General features: G+C 33.9%; 13 protein-coding genes. 2 read left to right on the plus strand and 11 right to left on the minus strand.

What is annotated here, in order from left to right; all coding sequences use genetic code 11:
• Nucleotide 1: 1 nt before the first annotated feature.
• Genes DR871_RS08115 through DR871_RS08155 form a run of 9 tightly spaced genes read right to left on the minus strand, consistent with a single transcriptional unit; the run spans nt 2 to nt 11883 of the window.
• Nucleotides 2-1120, minus strand: coding sequence for a VIT1/CCC1 transporter family protein (locus DR871_RS08115; protein WP_113665746.1), 1119 nt, complete (start codon nt 1118-1120; stop codon nt 2-4).
• A 16-nt stretch (nt 1121-1136) separates the two neighbouring features.
• A complete protein-coding gene (locus tag DR871_RS08120) occupies nt 1137-2252 on the minus strand; it encodes an efflux RND transporter periplasmic adaptor subunit (protein ID WP_113665745.1) in 1116 nt (371 codons plus the stop codon).
• Nucleotides 2253-2262: 10 nt separating this feature from the next.
• Entirely contained in the window at nt 2263-6597 is a 4335-nt protein-coding gene (locus tag DR871_RS08125; protein ID WP_113665744.1) for a CusA/CzcA family heavy metal efflux RND transporter, read from the minus strand.
• A 56-nt stretch (nt 6598-6653) separates the two neighbouring features.
• A complete protein-coding gene (locus DR871_RS08130; RefSeq protein WP_113665743.1) occupies nt 6654-8048 on the minus strand; it encodes a sensor histidine kinase in 1395 nt (464 codons plus the stop codon).
• 6 nt (nt 8049-8054) lie between these two features.
• Entirely contained in the window at nt 8055-8717 is a 663-nt protein-coding gene (locus tag DR871_RS08135) for a response regulator transcription factor (protein WP_113665742.1), read from the minus strand.
• A gap of 28 nt (nt 8718-8745) precedes the next feature.
• Entirely contained in the window at nt 8746-10194 is a 1449-nt protein-coding gene (locus tag DR871_RS08140) for a DUF3570 domain-containing protein (protein WP_113665741.1), read from the minus strand.
• Between the two features lie 43 nt (nt 10195-10237).
• Nucleotides 10238-10450 carry a DUF4266 domain-containing protein gene (locus DR871_RS08145; RefSeq protein WP_207209802.1) on the minus strand — a complete coding sequence of 71 codons (213 nt, stop codon included), beginning with the start codon at nt 10448-10450 and terminating at the stop codon, nt 10238-10240.
• 15 nt (nt 10451-10465) lie between these two features.
• Nucleotides 10466-11449, minus strand: coding sequence for an FAD:protein FMN transferase (locus tag DR871_RS08150; protein ID WP_113665740.1), 984 nt, complete (start codon nt 11447-11449; stop codon nt 10466-10468).
• Nucleotides 11449-11883: a thioredoxin family protein gene (locus DR871_RS08155; protein WP_113665739.1), complete on the minus strand. Its 435-nt coding sequence runs from the start codon at nt 11881-11883 to the stop codon at nt 11449-11451. Before DR871_RS08155 ends, DR871_RS08150 begins: the two co-directional genes overlap by 1 nt.
• 159 nt (nt 11884-12042) lie before the next feature.
• On the opposite strand from DR871_RS08155, the gene DR871_RS08160 reads away from it, so the two are divergent.
• Entirely contained in the window at nt 12043-14142 is a 2100-nt protein-coding gene (locus tag DR871_RS08160; protein ID WP_113665738.1) for an LTA synthase family protein, read from the plus strand.
• Nucleotides 14143-14198: 56 nt separating this feature from the next.
• Here the strand turns inward: DR871_RS08160 and DR871_RS08165 are convergent, their stop codons facing one another.
• Nucleotides 14199-15197 carry a zinc dependent phospholipase C family protein gene (locus DR871_RS08165; RefSeq protein WP_113665737.1) on the minus strand — a complete coding sequence of 333 codons (999 nt, stop codon included), beginning with the start codon at nt 15195-15197 and terminating at the stop codon, nt 14199-14201.
• A gap of 97 nt (nt 15198-15294) precedes the next feature.
• Here DR871_RS08165 and DR871_RS08170 point away from each other — a divergent pair, with 97 nt between their 5' ends.
• Nucleotides 15295-16044, plus strand: a complete 750-nt coding sequence (locus tag DR871_RS08170) for a YoaK family protein (RefSeq protein WP_113665736.1) — start codon at nt 15295-15297, stop codon at nt 16042-16044.
• Here the strand turns inward: DR871_RS08170 and DR871_RS08175 are convergent.
• Complete coding sequence (locus tag DR871_RS08175; protein ID WP_394345633.1) at nt 16028-16942, minus strand: YeiH family protein; 915 nt, start codon at nt 16940-16942, stop codon at nt 16028-16030. The two genes, DR871_RS08170 and DR871_RS08175, sit on opposite strands and share 17 nt — an antisense overlap.
• Nucleotides 16943-16991: the final 49 nt, after the last annotated feature.

Genomic DNA, 16991 nt, shown 5'->3' on the forward strand with positions numbered 1-16991 from the left:
TTTATCCTGCTAATGAAACTCCAATCAAGGAACCAATTCCATAAGTTACCGCTGCTGCTACCAGTCCAAAAGAAACTTGCCTAAATCCAGAAAATAAAATACTTTTTCCTGTCAATAAAGTTATTGCGGCACCTATTCCAAAAAGGCCAATAACACTGCTTCCGACACTTAATAAAATCGCATTTTTTCCGTCTAAAAACATAAAAGGATATAATGGAATAATAGCTCCAATGGCAAAAAGCACAAACGAAGCTGTTGCTGCTTCCCAAGCTGATCCTCCTAATTCTTCTTTATCAATTCCCAATTCCTCCGTAATAATGGCATCAATCGCTGTTTGCGGATTTTCAAAAGCTTTGTCAGCCAGTTTTTGTGCCTCGACAGCATTCATTCCTTTGGCCTGATATAATAAAACTAATTCTTTTTTCTCTTCTTCGGGAGAAGCTTCTAATTCTTCTGTTTCCAAATCAATTTGGCGCTGGTTTAATTCTCTGGAACTTTGTACCGAAAGCCATTCGCCCAAAGCCATTGAAATTGCTCCTGCTAAAAGTCCTGCAATACCGGTTAACAATATCGTATCATTAGAAACGGCTGCTCCGGCAACTCCCATGACCAAACTCATATTAGAAACCAATCCATCATTGGAACCTAAAACGGCGGCACGCAAGGCATTCCCACCTACTGATTTATGCCTGCTTTCAAATTTAGACAATAAGCCTCCGGAAACATTCAAAGCAGCATTATTGTTTACGGCTTCAATAATATTAAGATGATTGTGCTCAAAACCTGTTGGTTTCTCTCCGCTTTTAAGTTTATTTTTAATTGAATTTACGGCAAACTGCTTTTCTATACTGGAAAGATTGCTAATAATAGAACTGTAACCAAAGATTTTACCCAACTTTAATTGGAATTTTGCTCTTCCTGAAGGCGAAGGCATTTTATAATTTGGTTCCAAAGTCAACACTTTATCAAACATGTGTTTCGCGTGTCCTTTCTCAATTTCACCCAAACTCAATAATACTCTTGAAAGATTATCATCCGATTGAATAGCAGCAATGCTATCATACAAAAAGGCAGTATCAACCTCTGTTTGCAACTGATCTTTAAGTTTTTTCAAGTCCATTTTATTTACTTTTTAATTAATTAGCCAAATCGAAAACACCTTTTGTCAAAATTCTTGAAGAAGCATTAATTGCAGTATTTGGAAGTATTTCGACAAAATTTTCAGACTTCTCGCCTATTGTAACGCTTACTTTCTTGAATGAATACCCGTTTTTTTCATTGTCCAATAAAAGTACGAAATTTTTGTTGTTTTCAGTAACTAATGCTTCAGAAGGAATTGCTAAACCTTTTTTAGAATCGATAATTATTTCAGCTTCTACAAACATTCCCGTCAACAGTTTTTGTTTTATGGCATCGTCTAAATGTCCGTGAATATTAATCGTTCTGTCATTCCCTTCTATTGATTTTCCAACCAAATGTACTTCGGCATTAAAAACATCTTTAGAAGCTTCAGGAACTTTGAAATGTATTTTTTGCCCAATTTTCACATTCAAAATATCTTTTTCAAAAACGGCCAACTCTAAATGCAAATGATCCGTATCGACAATTTCTAAAATCACATCCGAAGGTGCTACATACATTCCCACATTGGCATTCATAATTACAATATCACCCGTTATTGGAGAAAAAATAGTGATTGTTGAAGTCAAAATTCCTTTCTCTACATTTCTCGGATTAATGTTCAAAAGCAACAATTTAGCACGTAAACTTTGATGCATTGCATTAGCTCTTCTGTAGTCACTTTCTGCTTTTAAGTAGTTTTTCTGCGAAGTGATTTTTTCATCGTACAAGGTTTTTTGTCTATCATATTCCGATTTCAAGAAATTTAGTTGCTCCGCCACTTCCATATAATCTTTTTGAATATCAAGAAATTCGGTGTTTTGTAGCGTTAACAAAGCCTGTCCTTTTGTGACTTTATTTCCAACCAAAAGCGTTGTGGATTTCACATAACCACCCATAAAAGTGTTCACTTTAGCTCTGTTTTGTGGCGGTACGTCAATTTTCCCTGATGCTTTTACCGTAACATCAAAATCCTGTTCTGTTGGAGTGGCAATCTCCATTCCCGAAGATTTGAATTGAGCAGAAGTTACAGTTGTCAAACCGTTGTCTTTTTGTTCCACCTCTTCTGTTTTTGATTCTTTACAAGAAAATAAAACAAGGGATAAAGCGATTATATATAGAGATTTTTTCATTAGTTGTATTTTAAAAATTTAGGTATTGTAAATCTAATTGGGTTTGGTTGAATTGTAAAATAGTATCTAAATAATCCACCTGAATGGTTGTAGCATTTTCTAAACTTTGGATGTATTGGAAGAAATCAATCTCACCATGTTTATAACTATTATTCCCTACTTTTATAATCTCATCCGATAATTTTTTTCCATACATATTGTAATAATTTATGGATTCTTGATGTTTGGCTAATTCATTCTTTTTTTGAGTAATGTACTTTTCTATTTTTACTTCCTCGTTTTGCTTTTGTTGTTCCCAACTTTGTAATTCAAGTTGTGCAACTTTACTTTTAGCAACTTGTCCCGAGAATAAAATCGGTACTGCTAAACCAACTTGAAAACCATACAACGACTGTGATAAACCGTTATTTCTTCCTTGAAAATAATCCAAGTTAATATCTGGTAACCAATGTTGTTTTTGCAGCTCTATTTGGTTTTTATAATTTGTGGTAACGCTTTCTAAATAAGCAGTATAAAATGATTTACTTGTTGCATCAATAAAAGTATTTAAAGGTATAATTGAATTGCTTTTTATTGTTATTATTTCATCATTTTGAAGCAAGGATTGCAACAGTTCGTATTGTGCTTTTTTATCATTCTCAATTTGCGAAAGCTTAGTTCTAATTTGTCTGAATTTAGCTTGAGCCGTAATTTTTTCCAGATAATTAGTTTCTCCTAATTCAAAACGTCTGTCGCTTGCTTTAGAGAAATTTTGGTACAAACTATCCAAATATTGATATAGTTTTTCTTGATGTTGCAAATAAACGATATGCTGATACGATTTAGAAACAGCCAATGAAAGTTTGTTTTTTTGAATATCAAAATTGGCTTTTTCCCTTTCATATTCAGAAGAAAATACTTTTTTCTGCGCTCCGTAAACCGTTGGAAAAGAAAAACGTTGCTGTACACCAAATACTCGTAAAGGCTCGTTATTCAGTGCCAAATTATTTTGATCGTAACTGTAATAAATATTAGTTTTATCAAAAGTATTTGCCGTTTTGATATTGGCTTTTGTTTTATCCACTTGCAATTGAGCCGCTTTAATTCCTTTATTATTTTGAATTGCTTTCGACACTAAACTATCCAATTCCGGATTAGTATTTTGGGAAAAAGCCAACGAAGAACTCAACAACAACAAAATGATATAAGTAGAACTTTGATGCTTCTTAAACTTCGCTTTTTTGAAGGATTGACTATCAAAAACCTTATATAAAATAGGCAGCACAATCATCGTCAAAATAGTTGCCGTAAATAATCCGCCAATGACTACCGTTGCTAATGGTCGTTGCACTTCTGCCCCAGCCGAAGATGAAATTGCCATTGGTAAAAATCCTAGTGCAGCAGCCGAAGCGGTTAATAAAACCGGACGTAATCTATCGGTAGTTCCTTTTAAAATTAATGCATCGATATCTTTCATGCCTTGATGTTTGAGTTCTTTAAAATGTTCGATCAGTACAATTCCGTTTAATACTGCAATTCCGAAAAGAGCAATGAAACCAACACCTGCCGAAATACTGAACGGCAAATCACGCATCCATAAAAACAAAACGCCACCAACTGCAGACAACGGAATTGCTGAATAGACCATTAACGCTTCTTTTACGGAGCCAAATGCAAAATACAAAAGGATAAAAATCAAAAATAATGCGATAGGAACTGCAATCATCAATCGGGCTTTGGCGCTTTGTAAATTTTCAAATTGTCCACCGTATTTCACGTAATAACCAGCTGGCAATTTAACTTGAGTGTCCACAATTTTCTGAATATCAGTCACTACACTTTGCAAATCACGATTCCGAACGTTGATTCCCACTACAATTCTTCTATTAGTATTGTCTCGAGAAATTTTTGCGGGCCCTTCGGTATATTCGATAGAAGCCAATTCACTCAACGGAATTTGTTCTCCGTTAGGTGTTGGTACATATAAATTACGTAAATCTTCAATGTCGTGACGGTTTGCCTGATCCAAACGGATTACCATATCAAAACGCTTTTCTCCTTCAAAAACATTTCCAACTGTTTTTCCGGCAAAGCCCAGCGCAATCATTTCGTTCAAATCAGCAATATTCAAACCGTAACGGGCAATTTTCGAACGATCATAAACCACTGACATTTGTGGTAAACCTTCTGTTTTTTCGATAATAATATCCGAAGCGCCTTCTACTTTTGCAATAGCATTTTTGATTTCGTGTGCTTTTTGTGCCAAAATATTCAAGTCTTCGCCAAAAACTTTAACCGCCACATCAGATCTTGTTCCAGAAATTAATTCGTTAAAACGCATTTCGATAGGTTGCGTAAATTCGATTTCCATATTCGGGATTTGTTTTTCCAATGCTGCTTTTATTTTATCTGCCAATTCATCTTTGGTGGAAGCTGAAGTCCAATCTGATTTGGGTTTCAATTTTACAATAATATCACTTTCTTCCATAGACATTGGATCTGTAGGCACTTCGGCAGCTCCAATTCTGCTGACAACTTGTGTGACTTCCGGGAAGTTATTGAGGATAATTTTTTCTATTTTGGTCGTTATGGCTATTGTTTTTGTTAAAGATGTTCCCGTTTTTAAAACCGGCTGAATCACAAAATCACCTTCGTCAAGCGTAGGAATAAATTCTCCTCCCATGGTTGCAAATAATCCTACGGCCAGCAATAATAATCCTAATGCGCCATACATTACTTTTTTGGTATTGCTTACCGCCCAAGTAATAATAGGCAAATACCAGGAATTCAGTTTATGGATTAATTTACTGGATAATGAATTTGGATTTTCTGCTTTTGGTTTTAGAAATAAAGAAGAAACGACCGGAACATAGGTAAAGCAGAAAATCATTGCGCCTAATAAAGCAAAACTAAAGGTCATTGCCATTGGTTTGAACATTTTACCTTCAATTCCAGATAAGGAGAGAATTGGAATAAAAACAATCAGAATAATCAATTGGCCAAAAATAGCTGAATTCATCATTTTGGAAGCACTTTTGTAGGTAATTTGGTCAATTTCCAACTGGCGTTCTTCCTTGCTGAGATTTACTAAATGAGCGGATTTACTGGCGATTTGGAAAGCTATGAACTCAACAATAATTACAGCACCATCGATAATTATTCCAAAATCAATAGCACCAAGACTCATCAAATTGGCATCGATACCAAAAATATTCATAAACGAAATGGCGAATAATAAACACAACGGAATCACAGACGCCACGACCAATCCGGAACGCCAGTTTCCTAATAACAAAATGACAACAAAAATTACAATTAAGCATCCTAAAATCAAGTTTTCGGCAACTGTAAAAGTCGTTTTTCCCACTAATTCGCTTCGTTCCAAAAATCCATTAATGTAAACACCATCAGGTAATGTTTTTTGGATTTCGGCAACTCTATTCTTAACATCATCAATTACCTGTTTAGAATTTCCACCTTTGAGCATCATCACTTGTCCCAAGACTTTTTCGCCTTCGCCATTACCTGTAATTGCACCAAAACGGTTGGCATGACCAAAACGAACTTGTGCTACATTCTTGATATAAACTGGCAACCCATTAGCATTTGTAACAACAATATTCCCAATATCTTCCAGCGAATTTACTTTTCCTTCGCCTCGGATAAAATAACTTTGGTTCACTTTTTCGATGTAGGCTCCACCGGCAATACTATTGTTTCTTTCCAGCGCTGTAAAAACATCAGCTGTTGTGATATTCATCGCTTTCAAACGCGACGGATTAATCGCGATTTCATATTGCTTTAAAAAACCGCCCCATGTATTGATTTCTACAACACCTTTAATTCCTGACAATTGACGTTTTACCACCCAATCCTGAATGGTACGCAAGTCAGTTACGGAATAATTATTCTTAAATTCTGGTTTTACTTCTAAAGTATATTGATAGATTTCTCCAAGTCCTGTAGTGATTGGACCCATTTCAGGTGTTCCAAAACCTTGCGGAATTTTCTCTGAAGCCGTTTTGATTTTCTCCGCAATAAGTTGCCTTGGAAGATAGGTACCCAAATTTTCATCAAAAACAATCGTTACAACTGATAAACCAAATTTTGAAATAGAACGAATTTCTTTTACACCAGGCAAATTCGCCATTTCAATCTCTACAGGATACGTGATAAACTGTTCGATATCTTGTGTAGAAAGGTTTCTAGAAGTGGTAATTACCTGAACTTGGTTGTTCGTCACATCAGGAACTGCTCCAATGGATATTTGGAAAACAGAAAACAAACCAAATCCGAAAACTCCCAAAGTAAAGAGTAAGACAATCAGTTTATTTTTTAAGCTAAAGGCAATAATTTTTTCAAGCATTTTTATCTTATTTATACTTCAAAAGTAAAGTTTAAAGATAAGGATTTCCTTAAGAACTACTTAAGGTCTGCTTCAAATAAACTTAAAATTACAGTGGTTCCATTATTTTCTTTACTGCTAATTGCAATTTCAATATTGAGTAAAGAACACAATCTTTTTACGATAGACAATCCTAAACCTGTTCCTTTTATTTCTGGATGATTAGTGGATTTTGAGCGGTAAAACTGATTGAATATTTTTTCTAAGTCCTCAGCAGGGATTCCAATTCCAGAATCAGTGATCTGACATTCAATTTTAGAATCCATAGTTTTTATGGTAACTTCCAGATTCCCGTTTTGATTCGAATATTTTAATGCATTCGATATCAAATTATTAATCACTATCGAAAATAAATAATTATCAGTTTCTAAGTAATAATCCTGATCAAATTCAGTCGAAACAGTGATTTTTTTGGATTGAATTACAGTAGAATATCGAGCAATAGTATCTAAAAATAAAGCATTTAGATATACTTTCTCCGTTTTTAAGGTTTGCTTTTGGTTTTCAAATCGAGCCAATAAAAGCAACTGATCTACTAAATGATTCAACCGATTGACTTCTGTAACGCAAAAGTTTATTTTTTCTTCATATTCAGCGTGTTCTCTGGGTTTCCGAATCAAGACTTCTAAAGTTCCTTTGATTACCGTTAGTGGTGTTCTTAATTCATGCGAAGCATCGGAAGTGAATTGCTTTTCTCGTTCAACAGCAGTTTCTATTCGGTTTAATAAATTGTTGATGGTTTGTGATAATACAAACAATTCGTCTCGATTTTGCGGTAACGGAATTCGGGAACTAAGATTGTCTTTGGTAATAATATTAGAAGTTGTGATAATCGAACTAATCGGTTTTATACTCTTTCCGGCGAAAAAACGTGCAATAAAAAACAACAATATCAGAATTACAGGATAGGCAATTATCAAGACTTCCGATAAATTGTTGAGTACCATCGTTGCATCTTCCAGTGACATGGCAATCATGATATATCCAATCCTTTTGTTTTTTTGATAAATAGGAACCTGAATTTGACGGATTGCGTTATTCGCTAATTTGGTATCAAAAAGTTTGTTCTCCGCATTTTCTTTATCAAAAATTAAAGTAGATTTTTTAAGATTGGGCGATTTTTCAATCACATTTCTATTGTGATCTACAAACTGAATAAATACGGGATTTACGTCCAGTGTATTATGCTCCCTTTCCTTCCATTCTTCCTCATGAATCAGATGAAAACTATCGCCAACAATTACAATTTCATTGAGATGTTTGTCAACTTCACTCGTAATATCATTGTTAACATGACTGTATACACTGAATTTAACAATAGAATAAATGATAAAGAAAACCACAAAAATCAATAAAGCTGTGGTAACAATATAGTTAGAAGCGATTCTATTTTTAAAGGAAAGTTGTTGCATTATTATTTAATCGTTAGCAATATACCCTACACCACGAACTGTTTTTATGTAGTCTTGTTCAATTTTTAAATTTAATTTTTTGCGAATAGCATTCATAAAAACATCAATAACGCCGGTATCGTATTCAAAATGAATGTCCCAAACATCCTCAATAATCTGAGTTCTGGTACATACTTTTCCTTTATTTTTTACCAAATACGTCAATAGTTCAAATTCACGCTGCGTCAACGCCACTTCAACTTCATTTACTAAAACACGGTGTTGTGGAATATCAATTTGAATTGTTCCAAGAGTCAGAATTTCATCTTCATTTTGATTTCTGAAATGAATTTTGATGCGTTCCACCAATTCATCAAAACTAAAAGGTTTCTTGATGTAGTCATTGGCGCCCGCTTTCAATCCTTCAATTGTTTCCTGAACGGTATCTTTAGCAGTCAGGAAAATGATTGGAGTCGTTGTGTTTTTTAATCGAATCGATTTACACAGTTCCAATCCAGTCATTTTTGGTAACATCCAATCCAATAAAATCAGATCAAAATTTTCCTTTTGTGATAACTCAAACCCTTTCAAACCATCCGAAGCACTGGTAATTGTATATCCTTCTTCCTCTAATCCTTGTTGCAGAAATTGAACAATTCCGGCTTCATCTTCTACAATTAATATGTGCATTTTTATCGTTTTTTTGTAAATTTAGGTTTTATTGCATTATAAATTTGAAAGCGATTGTAGCAATATTAGCATTCAGATTATCACTTCGTTTGTAATGGTTGAATCTAAAGTCAATATTTTTCAAACCAAATTTCCAGATTTTACCCGCAGTAAAAATATCGGTGTAATTTACACCAAAACCATATTGGTTCGCATCAAATGTTGCTAAATCAGCATCGGAAGTATAAAATTTTTCTGTTGATAAATGGGTTTCGTAAGGTGCATAATATTTAGAAGCCGTTTGTGTATAATAACGATACATTGGAAAAACAGTAAATTTATCTGATAATTTCACAGGAAGTTCTATACTGGCGGTGTGGGATTGTATGTCCCAGTTATCAGAATAAAAACGATAATAAGTACGCACTATAAAACGCTCATTGATGTAATAATTCAAACGCGCTCCAACTGGAAGTTTAAAACGTGAATCCGGCAATCTTTCGATATCATCTGCTAATTTGTAAACTCCGGTATTGGTTGAACTTTCGTAATTGCTTATATATTGCGGTTGTCCAATATAAAAATTGGCTTTGTCGGCAAAATAAATACGGTGATAAGGAGACGACAATAATCCTTGTTGCTGCAATACATCAAAGAAAACAGAAACTTGTAATTTTTTAGTTATAACTTGAGAAAACCCTACAGAAGCAGAGAAAGAATTTCGGTTAACCGCGTTTACCGTTTGAAATGCTGAAGGCAAATAATTGGTTGTTGATTGTCCATTTTGATCCAAAACGGATACACCATTAAAATAACCTTGATTTAAGAAATTAGAACCATATTTTGAATATTCGTGCAATTCAGTAGGATAAATAGGTCTCCATTGGTCCAAATATGCATTTACTTTCAAGCTCAATTCCGTATTTTTTTCGTTAAAAAGACTTGCAATTCCACCACCAAAACCAACAGAAGTGTAATCGTATTCATTTGAAAAAGAAACATCTGTGTTCCAAATAAAATTTCTAGAATCGCTGCTATGACTGTAATTGGCAACTACAGAAACCAGCTGATCACTTTTTGAAGCACCCGAAGAAGCTTGCCAAGGCGTTCCGTAAGGTCCGGTAGCCGCAGCTTTTTGACCGCCAGCAATTCTATCATCATCATCTCCGCCTCCGCCAGAAGCTCCAGTAGAATTAAAAGGATTTATGTTACTGGAAGATGCTGATGAATAGGCTGATATTCCTAAATCAATAGTCAAAACATCATCATCATTCAAAGGCATTGCCACAACAATATTGGAGGCAACATCAGTCAGTTTCTCCGAACCAATTCCACCAGAAACGGCTGATCTTGACCCGTCTTGGTTGTAATAACTGGCTAGAAAGTCAACTTCTGTGCTTTCTAACACTCTTTTTTTAAAAACTGGCTCTTTACTGTTTTCTTGTGAAAAAGCAGTTGCCGTAATTAAGATAAAAAGAGATAAAATTTTTATTTTCATTTTCTAATGGATTGAAATTTACAATCTGAATTGATACTTTAAATTAATTGCAACCGCAACCGCCACCTGATTTTCCCCCATTAGCACCTGCCGCAGCTTCACGATATACTTGAAAAGACGTTTCATACCGTTCCGCAGTTCGGGCAGAAAGCTTCATATCAGGATCATTTATTTTCTCTTTTTCATATTCTTTTACGGAACTGCACGATTGCAAAATCAGTAGTGTAAAAAACACAAGGGCTATTTTCTGTTTCATGAGTGCATTTTTATATTAATTATATTTTTTGATATCAATTCCATTTGAAGAATGAATTTTGCCTTTATCGTCAACAATAATACATTCAATACCTTTAATTTGATTTACTAAATCCAAGCCTACTTCTACTCCAAGGACAAAAATCCCGGTGGCCAACGCATCAGCAATTTCTGTTTGTTTAGCAAAAACAGAGACACTGACCACACCTTTTGCCGGATAGCCCGTTCTTGGATCAATAATATGTGAGTAACGGATTCCATTAAAAATCACATATTTTTCATAACTGCCAGAAGTTTCCACCGCGCTGTCTTCTATTGGGAAAGTGGCAAAAATTTTATTTTTGTTCAAAGGATTTACAATTCCTACAGTCCAAGGTTTTCCATCCGGTTGTTTTCCCCAAGCATTTATATCACCAGAAACATTTATAATTCCAGAAACACAGCCTTTTGAAAACAATAAATCTTTCACTTTATCTGCAATATATCCTTGTCCAATACCACCCAATCCTAACTTCATTCCTTCAAATTTCAGAAAAATGGTGTGTTCTTTTGGATTTAGAATAATATTCTTGTATCCAATTTTTGCCACTGATTTTTTTATAGCTTCTTCAGTTGGCATTACTTTCATCGAACCATCAAACTTCCATATTTTATCCATCGAGGCATAAGAAATATCAAAGGCACCATTGGTAATTTGAGAAATTTTTATCGCTCTTTCGACCAATTCAAAAACTTCGGTATCGACTTTTACGGGTTTTATTCCTGCATTGCGATTGATTTCTGAGATTTGTGTGGTTGGGATCCAATCGGAAATTAAATTTTCAATTCGTTTTACTTCAACTATAGCCAAATCAATATATTCGTTGGCTTTTATAGTGTCTTTTGCAACAGCAGTAACCTCAAAAGGACTTCCTAACATAAACAACCTTCTTTTGTGCGTAATCTGGGAAGTGGCGATTACGCTTGCGAATAGCAAAGTTATGAAGAGTATTTTTTTCATTATTTCTCAAAAGAATGAATGATTTGAATGTATGCTTGAGGAGTTACGTTTTTGTAACCAGTGATTCCTAAAACACTTCCTGATTGATCCAAAAGCAGCACTAATGGAAAATTTCCTGATTTGTTATATTGCTCTGCCAATTTTTTATTACTGGCAGTTAGTTCTGCTGATAGTAAATTTGCTTTTTTCTTAGGAAAGTCAGCTTTGTATATGACCCACTTCTGTTCTGCTTCTTTTTTAAAATCTTCTGATTTCCAAATGGTATTTTCTAATTTAATGCAAGGCGCACACCAATCTGATCCTGAAAAAACAAGAAGAATATTTTTATTTTCTTTATTGGCTTGCGTTTTTGCTTCTTCAAAATTCGTTTTCCAATTTTGAGAATAGCCTAAAGTTCCCATGAAAAGAAACAGAATTATAATATTTTTTTTCATTGCATTACCTTTTTAAATTTAAGTAAAATTATTCATTTTATGCCAATTTTAATCTCTTGTTCTCTGATTTTAAGCTAATATTAATTTTGATAAAATATTAAGCAATTCTTAAAAAATAGCGATGAAAATTATATATACTTTTGTTTTAAATTTATAATTATGAAATTGTTACAAAAAGTCTCTCCATTCTATTACTTATTACTGTTTTACATTAGCATAAGTTTTATTGTTAGAGTTATTCTTTTCTTTCATCCCATAACACAAGCATCATTTATTTGGGTTGATACGCTGTCTTTATTTTTATTAGGGTTAATTTCCGATATATTTATATTTGTTTTAGTTAGTGGGTTTTTATGGCTGTATCTTATTTTTATATCCAATGCAAAATATTATAAGCCCTACGGATATCTAATTTTTGGATTGTTGATTGCCTTATTGCTTTACGTTGCATTTGGAAACACGATACTCAACGAATATGGAAGTGCTTTACCTAAAATTGTAATCGCTTTCCTGTCCATAAAAACGATTTTATTCGGGTTATTACTTTTTTTACCAAAATATAGAAACCAAATCAGGTTTTGGTTATTTTCCTTCGTCATTTTCCTTTACGTCGTTTTAATTCTGCAAAACGCAATCAGCGAGTATTTCTTTTGGAATGAATTTGGGGTAAGATACAATTTCATTGCAGTAAATTATTTGGTCTACACCAATGAAGTGATTGGAAATATTATGGAATCCTATCCTGTTATCCCTTTATTTTCAGCGCTGTTTATTATTGCAGGACTTGTTACTTATTTAATTGTAAAGAGATCAAAAAATTACATTGAGAACATTCCTGCTTTTGTGCAAAAAATCCAAATTTCAGGAGTTTACCTGCTTCTTTTCGGATTATCATTATTAGCAGTTCCCGCTTTATCTGCTAAAGAAAATTCCCAAAATATATTTGCCAATGAATTACAAGCCAATGGACTTTATAAGTTTTACTTGGCATTTATGAAAAGTGAATTAGATTATTTTAAGTTCTATAAAACAGTTCCTAATAACGAAGCGTTTGCGCAATTAAAACAACAAATTTCTTCCATTTCAGGTGAAACGACTTTAAGACAAATAAAAAATGAAGCTGCCGAAAATCATAAAAATGTTGTTCTGATAACTATTGAAAGTTACAGCGCCGAGTTTATGAAAATGTATGGAAATGAGGGGAATATCACTCCGTTTTTAGACAGTTTAGCAAGCAAAAGTTTAGTTTTTACCAATCTTTATGCCGTAGGAAACAGGACGGTTCGCGGTCTTGAAGCCGTTACTTTGTGTTTTCCTCCTACAGCCGGCGAAAGTGTGGTAAAACGAGACGACAATAAAAATAAATTTTCTACCGGAAGCATCTTTAAGCAAAAAGGCTATGCTGTAAAATTCATGTATGGTGGCGATTCCTTTTTTGATAACATGGGAGATTTCTTTTCTGGAAATGGTTATGAAATTGTAGACAAAAAAACATTTGAACCCAACGAAATTACTTTTGCTAATATTTGGGGCGTTTGCGATGAGGATATGTACAATAAAGCCATCAAAGAAATGAACAAAGAAGCAGCGGAAAATAAGCCTTTCTTCAATCACATTATGACTGTGAGCAATCACAGACCGTTTACCTATCCAAATGGTAAAATTGATATTCCAGGTGATGCAAAATCTCGTGATGGCGGTGTAAAGTACACGGATTATGCGATGAAAAAATTCTTTGAAATGGCAAAAAAACAGCCTTGGTTTGCCAATACCGTTTTTGTAATTCTAGCCGATCATTGTGCTTCAAGTGCAGGAAAAACAGAACTTCCGGCAGATAAATACAGGATTCCGGCAATGATTTACAGTCCAGGATTTGTTGAACCAAGAAAATACAATAATTTGATGTCGCAAATTGATGTCATGCCAACTGTATTTGGATTATTAAATTTTGATTACCAAAGTAAATTCTTTGGTCAGGATGTTTTAAAACCAGATTATAAACCAAGAGCTTTAATTGCTACTTATCAGGATTTAGGATTGATTAAAGATAATGTGTTAACGATTATTTCACCCAAACAAACCGCAAAACAGTTTCAATTGACTTTGAAACCCAATCAAAAAGTAGCTTCTTATTTTCAAATATTTTATGATCAAATACCGTTGAAAAATGAAAGAACGGATTTAGTAAACGAAACGATTTCTTACTATCAAACAGCCTCGGATATGTTGAAGAAAAAGAAATATCAAAAAATTAATTAGCATAAAAAAACGGGTGAAATTGAAGTTTCACCCGTTTTTTAATTGGAAATATATCGTTACTCTTTTTCGTTTATCAACCCAAAAAGATTCCCTTTAGAATACGTCTTCATATCTTTTTTTAGAAGTTTACTGTTTCTCTTAGTTAATGCTGGAGTATCAAGACCACTTAAATCGGGTTTTCCTGCATTAACCCATGCAGTGTACCAAAAACTTGCCGTAACTGTAATGGCTTTTCTGATTTGTTGTTGAACCATTCCGTTCATATCAGCATGCAATTGTTTGGCATACTCATCAGAATACAAGGTTCCTCCATATTTATTTTTTACAATTTCTCCACTAGCATCAGTAACAAATATTTTATTTTCAGGTGTCGCAGTTCTCAATTTTTTATCTATCGCTAATAGAGGTTCTACTAAACTATGAGTATCAAAAATCATGTCCCATGTTGCTTTTTCAACATTTTCAAGATAAACACCTTGAGGTACGTTGAACTTATAATCCTTTGCAAACAATTCCGGCAAACGGCTTTCCCATAAAGAGTGAATTCCTTTTTGGTTGGTATTTTGCCCGTCGTGATTATCAGATGTGTGCAATGGCATGTGACCATCAGCAATATAATGTCCTAAATCACCTGCAATAAATAGTATTTCATTTTTCCTTTTTTCCTTAAATGCTTTGGTAAGTTTCACCATTAAATCTTGAATATGCCAAGGTAAAATTCCGTTTTTGGTCAAGAATTTTTCGTCGTATTTTAGCTTCGCTTCGTCCATAGTCTTAGGAAATGTAGCCACATCACCAAAGTTTTCCATATCAAAATAATGACGTGGTGGTTCCATTTTATCATTCAAAACATTTCTTCTTAAATCCGGAACGGTAGATTCCTGAGTTATAAAATCAATATGATTGTAAAAGAAAGTCTGCAATGGTTTTGGAAGTGCCATTACTGCCGCTCTATTGATTCGTTCATGACCGATAACGCCCCATGACAAAAGAAAAAGTGCAACTCCTAAAGCAGATAAAGTGATTAGTGTAGGTCTAATTTTAAAATTTTTCATTAAATTTATTTTTTGAGGTACAAATGTATTTCTTTAAATCGTTATTAGATAAAATTGGGTTTAAGATTCTGTTAATTAAATAAGAAAACTTACAAATATGTTTCGACATCAAGGAAAAAACAGAACTTTTATACACAATCTTCGTTTAGCCACTTTATTATCTTTTGTTGCAGGAATTGTAAATGTTACGGGAGTTTTATCAGTACAAACATTGACAACAAATGTTACGGGACATTTCGCCTATTTTGCAGAAGAAATCATGAAGCGAGATTACGCAGCCGCAATCACCTTTTTTGTATTCACTATTTTCTTTTTATTGGGTGCATTTACTTCTAATTTTTTAGCTGAATTAATTTCGAGAAAACATCCTAATTTATCTCATGTTATTCCTATTTCTTTGGAAATGATTATTTTGATTAGTGTTGGGATTTTCGGAGCACAATCTGCATTATCCAGTATTGAAGGGAAATGGATTGCTTTTGCAATGCTCTTCGCGATGGGAATACAAAATTCTTTGGTAACTAAAATTTCTCAATCTACTGTTAGAACAACTCATTTAACAGGGCTTTTTACTGATTTAGGAATAGAACTGTCGCAGTTGTTCTTTTATAAAAAACCCGAAGAGAATAAGAAATTAAAAACCAGTATTTACCTCCGATTATCGATTATTATTTTCTTTTTTTTAGGCTGTATTTTGGGTGGTTTTCTTTATAATTTACTGGAAATGAAAACACTTTTTGTTGCTGCAACCTTTTTGTTGTTTGCGCTTTTGTATGATTATATCCGATTGCAATTTCATGTGATCAAACGAAAAACCTTCCGTCACAAAACTATTTTAGATAAATAATCGAAATCAAAGTCGCAATTGCAATGAATGTCCAAAGCAAAACACCCTGCGCCAGTGGTTTTAATCCCACTGACTTCAATACATTTCTATTTAGTCCGGCTCCAATAAGAAACAAAGTTATTGTCAAACCTATTTTAGAAACGGAAACCAAGTGTGGCGCTACACTCTCCATTTGCGGCAAATAAGTATTGGCAATCATTGCCAAAATAAACAATCCGATAAAATAAGGAATTTTTATTTTTCCAGATTTATTTTTAAAAATAAATGCCGTAATCAATGCGACAGGAATAATCCATAACGCACGGGCTAATTTTACTGTTGTGGCTATTTGCAAAGCTTCGGGGCCAAATTTACTCGCTGCTCCTACCACAGAACTCGTGTCATGAATAGCAATGGCGCACCATAATCCGAACTCTTTTTGTGATAAATCGAACCAATGACCCACGGCAGGAAATAAAAACAGCGCCACCGAATTCAAAATGAATATCACTCCTAAAGCAACTGAGGTTTGTTTTTCATTCGATTTAATTACTGGAGCAATCGCAGCAATGGCACTTCCTCCACAAATTGCAGTGCCACAAGAAATTAAATGAGATGTTTTCTTATCCGTTTTAAACCATTTTCCTAAAAAAGCTCCTAAAATTAAAGTGCTCACAATAGAAATAATGGTAAACAAAAAGCCTTCTTTTCCTGCAGAAACAGCACTGTGAACATTCATTCCAAAGCCTAAACCAACTACTGAAAACTGCAATAGATAATTGGTCGCTTTGTGATTCAACTCTAAAAAAGGATGCCCAAAAAGGTTGGCGACAATCAATCCTAATACTAAAGCAATCGGCGGAGAAACAAAAATTGTGGTACAAAACAATAGCAAGACAACAAAAATAAGTTGCTGCAAAGGGGCATTTACTTTAAAAAAAATAAAAGATTCTTTTTGTATGACTTTT

The organism is Flavobacterium petrolei (assembly GCF_003314435.2).
GTDB lineage: Bacteria > Bacteroidota > Bacteroidia > Flavobacteriales > Flavobacteriaceae > Flavobacterium > Flavobacterium petrolei.